Here is a 620-nt window from a genome sequence, read left to right on the forward strand (position 1 = left end):
GTGCCGTAGAGCCCGTGGCCGCCCATGTGGATTTCCGGATTGGCCGGCAACTCGAAATCCATCGGCGTGAGCGAGCCGTCGGCATTGCGGGCGTGGATGCTGGCAAGCTTGCGGCGCATCGCATCGGTGAGCTCGAACGTGGTATCCCGAATGCCGAGCGGTTCGAAGATCCGCGTCTTGAAGACCTCGCCGAGCCGCCTTCCGGTGATCGCCTCGACGATCTGGCCGCACCAATCCATGTTGGTGCCGTATTCCCAGCGCTCGCCGGGATCGAACAGCAGAGGTGTCATCAGCGAGGCCTTGGACGCCGTGATGACGCTCGGCTGCCCCTTCTCCTGCGCAAGGCGGGTGTAGGTGTGATTGATGAAATCGTAGCTGAGGCCTGCACTATGGACCATCAGCATGCGGGTGGTGATGTCGCGCTTCGGCGCACGGAGGCGTGGCTCGCCCTTGTCGTCAAAGCCCTCGATGACCTGAAGCCTGCCGATGTCGGGTGCGTAGGTCTTGGCCGGCGCGTCGAGATCGAGCTTGCCTTCCGCGACGAGTTGCAGAACGGCGGTGCCCGTGATCGCCTTGGTGGTCGAGAAGATGGCGAACACGCTGTCGGTCGTCATGTCGGC

General features: G+C 63.5%; 1 protein-coding gene. It reads right to left on the minus strand.

Annotated features, from left to right (window positions below):
- On the minus strand, window positions 1–614 hold a 614-nt coding region (locus NS334_RS16360; protein WP_241492005.1), incomplete at its 3' end, for a serine hydrolase domain-containing protein.
- Window positions 615–620 lie beyond the last annotated feature (6 nt).

It is taken from the genome of Sphingomonas endophytica (genome assembly GCF_001476895.1).
Taxonomy (GTDB): domain Bacteria; phylum Pseudomonadota; class Alphaproteobacteria; order Sphingomonadales; family Sphingomonadaceae; genus Sphingomonas; species Sphingomonas endophytica_A.